Origin of the sequence: uncultured Cardiobacterium sp. (genome assembly GCF_938028185.1) — a bacterium.
GTDB lineage: Bacteria > Pseudomonadota > Gammaproteobacteria > Cardiobacteriales > Cardiobacteriaceae > Cardiobacterium.
In genome coordinates this window covers 1-5,983 of sequence record NZ_CALJAH010000439.1, presented here as the reverse complement: position 1 = coordinate 5,983, position 5,983 = coordinate 1, and the positions used below count along the sequence as shown (strand labels likewise).

The following is a 5,983-nucleotide window of genomic DNA, read 5'->3' as shown; positions in this document are numbered from 1 at the left end:
CAATGGTGCCAACGTTTACGTGCGGCTTGGTTCGGGTAAATTTCTCTTTAGACATCTCAATCCGCCCAAGGAATATAAAAAAGGAATAAAAAAGATGGAGCCCATAACCGGATTTGAACCGGTGACCTCTTCCTTACCAAGGAAGTGCTCTACCTGCTGAGCTATATGGACTGATTGACTTCTGGAGCGGGTGATGGGAATCGAACCCACACCATCAGCTTGGAAGGCTGAGGTTCTACCATTGAACTACACCCGCAAGTTAAATGGTGGAGGGGGTAGGATTCGAACCTACGAAGGCTGAGCCGGCAGATTTACAGTCTGCTCCCTTTGACCGCTCGGGAACCCCTCCGGGAAAGTAGGCGCGCATTATATACAGCGCGCCTGCGACGTCAAGCGCAACCTGACATTTTTGTCGCGAGATTTTTTAACCATCTTATATTACAAGCGGTTTATTCAGCGGCAACCGTCGCGGCGAGGCGGTGATTTTCCACGTCATACGCGGCCAACTGCCCGCCCCAGGCGTAACCGCCATCAAGGCAGACAATCTTCCCTTCCGTGCGCAAACCCAGACTCGCCCAATGGCCGAACAACTGCCGCCAGTCGCACGTTTGCGTAACGCTGAACCACGGTTGCAAGCCGTCCGTCTTCTCCGGCTGGTCTTTCGCAGTCAGATTCAGGCTGCCGTCGGCATTCAGATAACGCATCCGGCAGAAAGCATTGACCGCGAAACGCCAAAAATCCATCCCCTGCCAATCCGGCGACCAGTAGTTCGGCCAATCGCCAAAAATCTCGCGCAAAAAATCACGATAACCGCTGCCGCGCAACTGTGCCGATACCGCATCGCTTGCCGCCTGACCTTGCTCCAGCGACCACTGCGGAAACAGTCCCGCGTGCGACATCACCGTCTGCAAACGCGCATCGACGTGCAACAGCGGGAACTGCCGCAGTCCGTCAATCAACTCCTCGCCGTCATCCTCGCGCAACAATTCCAGCGCGGCGGGCTGCATCCGGTTTCCCGGAAAACGCTGCGCCTGCACCAAAAACGAAAAATCATGATTGCCCAGCACCACCCGCTTGCGCGCAAGGCCATGCACGAAGCGCAGCCCCCCCGCCGAATCCGGGCCGCGATTGACCAAATCGCCGACGAACCACAACTCGTCGCCATCGCCATAACCCGCCTTGTCCAACAAACGCAACAGCGCCTCAAAATGCCCATGCACATCGCCAACCGCCAAAATCGCCATAAAAACCCCCGCTATAATGCAGCACAAAAACCGGTATCTTACATGAACACCCTCTACAACCTGCTACTGCACCTGCTCGCGCCCCTCGCCCTGCTCCGCCTCCTCTACAAATCGCGGCAAAACCCCGCCTACCGCCGCCACCTCAGCGAACGCTTCACCCGCCGCCTCCCCCCTGCCCTGCCGGACAGCCTCTGGGTACACACCGTCAGCGTCGGCGAATTTCTCGCCATCCGCCCGCTGCTCGACAGTCTCCTCGCCACCCATCCCGCCATCAACCTCTGGCTCACCTGCACCACCCCGACCGGCCGCGCACAAATCGCCCAATACCAGGCGCACCACCCGCAGCGCGTCGCCTACAGCTACCTGCCCTACGACACCGTTGCCAACAGCCGCCGCATCCTCGCCCACATCCAGCCACGCGCGCTCATCCTCATGGAAACCGAAATCTGGCCGAACCTCATCCGCTGCGCCGCCCGCGCGGGCGTCCCGGTCATCCTCACCAACGCCCGCCTCTCCGCCAAATCCCTGCGCGGATACTACCGTTACGCCCGCCGCCTGCTGCGCGAACCGCTCGCCCACCTGCAAGTGAACGCGCAAACCCGCAACGATGCCCGCCGCTTCCGCAAACTGGGCGTGCCTGCCGCCAACCTCACCATCACCCCCAACCTCAAATACCAAACCCCGCCCGCGACCGCGCTGCCGCCCGACATCGCCGCCGCGCGCGTGCCCGACACCTGGATTGCCGCCAGCACCCATCCCGGCGAAGACGAAATTGCCCTCGCCGCGCACCGCCTCGTCCAACAAACCCTGCCGCACGCCCGCCTCATCCTCGCGCCGCGCCACCCCGAACGCCGCGACGCCGTTGCCAAACAAGTGTGCGACGCCGACTACACCCCGCGCCTGCGCAGCCGGGGCGAAAGCGCCAGCGGCGACCGCGACATCCTCATCCTCGACACCCTCGGCGAACTCGCCCACTACTACCGCATCAGCGACCTCGCCTATATCGGCGGCAGCCTCGTCGCCCACGGCGGCCACAACCCGCTCGAAGCGCTGCACGCGGACATCCCCGTCGCCTTCGGCAAAAGTATGTACAACTTCCAGCACATCCGCGACCGCCTCGTGCGACAACCCTTCGCGCGCGAACTCGCCGACAACCGCCCCGAAACCCTCGCCGCCGCCCTGCTCGTGCTGCACGCCGCGCCGCACACCGACGCCATCCGCGCCCACATGAGCGGCTACGACCACATCGTCGCCGCGCACCTGCACTACCTCGAACCCTACCTGTAGCGAATAAAACGCCCTCCCCTGCAGGGCGAAGCCCGCAGCGGGGGAGGGATGGGGTGGGGGTGAGCGATATTGTTGATGAATCAAAAGCCTATTTTTCACGTTTGCTGCCCTCACCCCAGCCCTCTCTCGCTACGCGAGCAATGCTTGTCCCACAGGGAGAGGGAGCATATCGGCGGCTTACCTTGCTTCCGTTCGCTACACAGGGCTTGAACTTGGGTTATTTCAAATTTATTCCACTATACATACAGGATAGCGGGGTTGGTGTATGTAAACGGGAACGGGGCATGATGCCCCATCCTGCGGCGCGGTTTAGTGGTCAGGATTGTCGCGGATCATCTCCATCACTTTGCCGACCATGTTTTTTGAGCCGACGTAGAGCGGCACGCGCTGGTGCAATGAGGTGGGCTGGATGTCGAGGATGCGGCTGTAGCCGTTGGTGGCGCTGCCGCCCGCCTGCTCGGCGAGGAAGGCCATCGGGTTGGCTTCGTAATTCAGGCGCAGTTTGCCGTTGGGGTAGCTGCTGCCGGAGGGATACATATAGATGCCGCCCTTGAGCATATTGCGGTGGAAATCGGCGACGAGCGAACCGATGTAGCGCGAGGTGTAGGGGCGCTTGGTGTCCTTGTCCAGCTCTTGGCAGTATTTGATGTATTTCTTCACGCCGAGCGGGAATTTGAGGTACTGCCCTTCGTTGATGGAGTACATGGTGCCGTCGTCCGGGATGCGGATGTTTTCGTGCGAGAGGCAGAAGATGCCGAGCGAGGGGTCGTAGGTGAAGCCATTGACGCCGTTGCCGGTGGTGTAGACCAGCATGGTGGAGGAGCCATAGACGACGTAGCCCGCTGCCACCTGACGGTTGCCGGGCTGCAGGAAATCTTCCAGCGTCACCGGCGTGCCGATGGGCGTGACACGGCGGTAGATGGAGAAAATCGTGCCGACGGCGACGTTTACGTCAATATTGGACGAGCCGTCGAGCGGGTCGGTGAGGACGATGTATTTGGCGTTGCGGTTCTTCTCGCTCTGGAAGGCGATGAAATCTTCTTCTTCTTCCGAGGCAAAACCGGCGACATTATCGCGCGCCATGAAGGCCGCCTTGATTTTCTCGTGCGCGAAAATGTCGAGCTTCTTCTGCGCTTCGCCCTGCACGTTTTCCGAACCGGCCTCGCCGAGGATGTCATTGACCAGCCCGGCGCGGTTGATGTCGCGGTGCAACACCTTGGCGGCGAGACGGATGGCGGCGAGAATCCCGCTCAGTTCGCCCTTGGCCTGCGGGTATTCGGCCTGACGCATGACGATGAATTCACCCAAACTTTGCATAAAAACTCCCAAATTTTCACAAAAATCCACATACGGGCATTATAACGCGGCGACGCCAGCCGCGCCATTGCCGTAAAATGGGCGCGCATAACCAAACAGGAGAATCACATGAGCGAATTGCACTGCCCCCAATGCGGCTGCGACTACTGTTACAACGATGGCGAGCTGAACATCTGCCCCGAATGCGCCTTTGAATGGCGCGACGGCGAAGCGGCCACGGGTGACGACACCCCGGCGGTGCTGGATGCCAACGGCGTGGCGCTCGCCGATGGCGACAGCGTCGTCCTCATCAAGGCGCTCAAGCCGAAAGGCAGCAGCCAGCCCATCAAGCAGGGAACCAAAGTGAAAAACATCCGCCTCGTGCCGGGCGCCGACCACAACATCGACTGCAAAATCGAAGGCTTCGGCGGCATGATGCTCAAATCCGAATTCGTCAAAAAGGCCTGACCATGACCGCACCACTCTACCCACAGGCGACTACCGCCGCCGAAATCACCGCCAACCTCGCCAGCATCCAGGCGCGCATCCACGCCGCCTGTGCCGCCTGTGGCCGCGACCCGGCAGAGGTGCGGCTTTTGCCCGTCAGCAAAACCGTCCCCGCCGAACGGCTGCATTTCGCCTACGACGTCGGTATCCGCCTGCTCGGCGAAAACAAGGTGCAGGAAGCCTACGACAAATGGCAGGCGCTCAGCGCGCTTCCCGGCCTGCAATGGGCGGTCATCGGCCACCTGCAAAGCAACAAAGTCAAATACGTCGCCCGCTTCGCTGCCGAATTTCAGGCGCTGGACAGCCTCGACATCGCCGAAGCGCTCGACCGCCGCCTGCAACAAGAAGGGCGCAGCCTCGACGTCTTCATCCAAATCAACACCTCGGACGAACCGCAAAAATACGGCATGGCACCGGATGCCGCCGAAGCCTTCGTCCGCGCGCTGCCCGCCTACAGCGCCCTGCGCCCGCGTGGGCTGATGACGCTGGCACTGTTCAGCGACGACCACGAAGCGGTGCGCCGCTGCTTCATCCGCCTGCGCGAACTGCGCGACCGCCTGCAACAACAAAACCCCGCCGTTGCCGAACTCTCCATGGGCATGTCCGGCGACTTTGAACTGGCCATTGCCGAAGGCGCGACCACCGTGCGCGTCGGCCAGGCCATCTTTGGCGCCCGCAAAACCCCGGACAGCGAATACTGGCCGGGACTCGCGCCGGAAAACCGTTAATGCACATCTTCGGCCGCCAAGCGGGATAAAACCTGGACCCGCCAAGCGGCGTAGCTACTGGCTCCGTCAAGAGAAACATTAAAAAAGCCCCTGCGGGCAGGGGCTTTTTGGACAGGCCGAGGCATAAATTATTAGACTTCCTTCCAAACCATAACTTGCACGACACCCCAACAAAATCTCAAATCTGCTGAGCTGTTGTTTGCTGCCCCCACCCTAACCCTCCCCCACAGGGGAGGGGACTCATTGGCTGCAAAAATAGCAATAGTTTCATGACTATCCATAGCGATACGGCAGCAGTTATTTGAATCTACCGCAGAACAGCTCCCTCCCCCGTGGGGGAGCACTACTGTCCGGAATAAATTCACCATAAAAACCCCTTTTAAAACAATGCAAATTCCTCTTGAGCCGCACAACCACGCCGCTCCCGCCGCCTTCGGTAGTGGGCGTATGTCGTCTCCGGCCGCTCAAACAACGACCCCGAAATTTTCGCCAGGTACAGATGCAAACTCCCTGTCTCCCGCTCTTCCCGCTGCGCCTGCCTGAGCAGCAGGTACGCTATCAGCACGCAGACAATGTGCAGCCTGACGCCGTTTTCCGTACGGCTGTATGGACGCTCCAGCGCAAGGTGCTGTTTCATCCATTTGAACAGCAGCTCAATTTGCCAGCGCTTTTTGTAGTTGTCCGCTATTTCTGCCGCGCTGCTTTCGTGGTCGTTCGTCACCAAAACCAGCGTCCTGCCTTCTTCGCGCGCAACTTCAATGCGCCGCAATGCTTTGTCGTGATAGTGGTTTTGCTGCTTCTTGCCGCTGACTTTTTTGTGTTTGCAGCGGATTTTCCGGTCGCTGAGGATGTGTTCCCCGCACACGGCGTTTTCGCCAATCTCTTCAAAGGCCGCGTTTTTCTTCAGCCGCGTGATGAAAT

Annotated in this window: 6 protein-coding genes and 3 tRNA genes; 3 read left to right on the top strand and 6 right to left on the bottom strand. The window is 60.0% G+C overall.

The window, feature by feature from the left end; genetic code table 11:
- Positions 1–95: 95 nt before the first annotated feature.
- From Q0349_RS12700 to Q0349_RS12685, 4 genes are all read right to left on the bottom strand, one after another.
- Positions 96–171: transfer RNA gene (locus Q0349_RS12700), tRNA-Thr, on the bottom strand.
- An 11-nt stretch (positions 172–182) separates the two neighbouring features.
- Positions 183–256, bottom strand: a tRNA-Gly gene (locus Q0349_RS12695).
- An 8-nt stretch (positions 257–264) separates the two neighbouring features.
- Positions 265–349: transfer RNA gene (locus tag Q0349_RS12690), tRNA-Tyr, on the bottom strand.
- Positions 350–449: 100 nt separating this feature from the next.
- Entirely contained in the window at positions 450–1,244 is a 795-nt protein-coding gene (locus tag Q0349_RS12685; RefSeq protein ID WP_298081384.1) for a symmetrical bis(5'-nucleosyl)-tetraphosphatase, read from the bottom strand.
- Between the two features lie 42 nt (positions 1,245–1,286).
- On the opposite strand from Q0349_RS12685, the gene Q0349_RS12680 reads away from it, so the two are divergent.
- Entirely contained in the window at positions 1,287–2,531 is a 1,245-nt protein-coding gene (locus Q0349_RS12680; protein ID WP_298081383.1) for a 3-deoxy-D-manno-octulosonic acid transferase, read from the top strand.
- 309 nt (positions 2,532–2,840) lie between these two features.
- On the opposite strand, the gene fbp is transcribed toward Q0349_RS12680, so the two are convergent.
- Entirely contained in the window at positions 2,841–3,848 is a 1,008-nt protein-coding gene (gene fbp / locus Q0349_RS12675) for a class 1 fructose-bisphosphatase (RefSeq protein WP_298081382.1), read from the bottom strand.
- A gap of 108 nt (positions 3,849–3,956) precedes the next feature.
- Between fbp and Q0349_RS12670 the strand changes: the two genes are divergently transcribed.
- Both Q0349_RS12670 and Q0349_RS12665 read left to right on the top strand, forming a co-directional pair.
- Positions 3,957–4,295 (top strand): zinc ribbon domain-containing protein YjdM, encoded by a 339-nt coding sequence (locus Q0349_RS12670; RefSeq protein ID WP_298081381.1) that lies wholly within the window; start codon positions 3,957–3,959, stop codon positions 4,293–4,295.
- Positions 4,296–4,297: 2 nt separating this feature from the next.
- A complete protein-coding gene (locus Q0349_RS12665; RefSeq protein ID WP_298081380.1) occupies positions 4,298–5,062 on the top strand; it encodes a YggS family pyridoxal phosphate-dependent enzyme in 765 nt (254 codons plus the stop codon).
- 379 nt (positions 5,063–5,441) lie between these two features.
- Here the strand turns inward: Q0349_RS12665 and Q0349_RS12660 are convergent.
- Positions 5,442–5,983: transposase (locus Q0349_RS12660; protein WP_298081379.1), on the bottom strand; the 542-nt coding region annotated here is incomplete at its 5' end.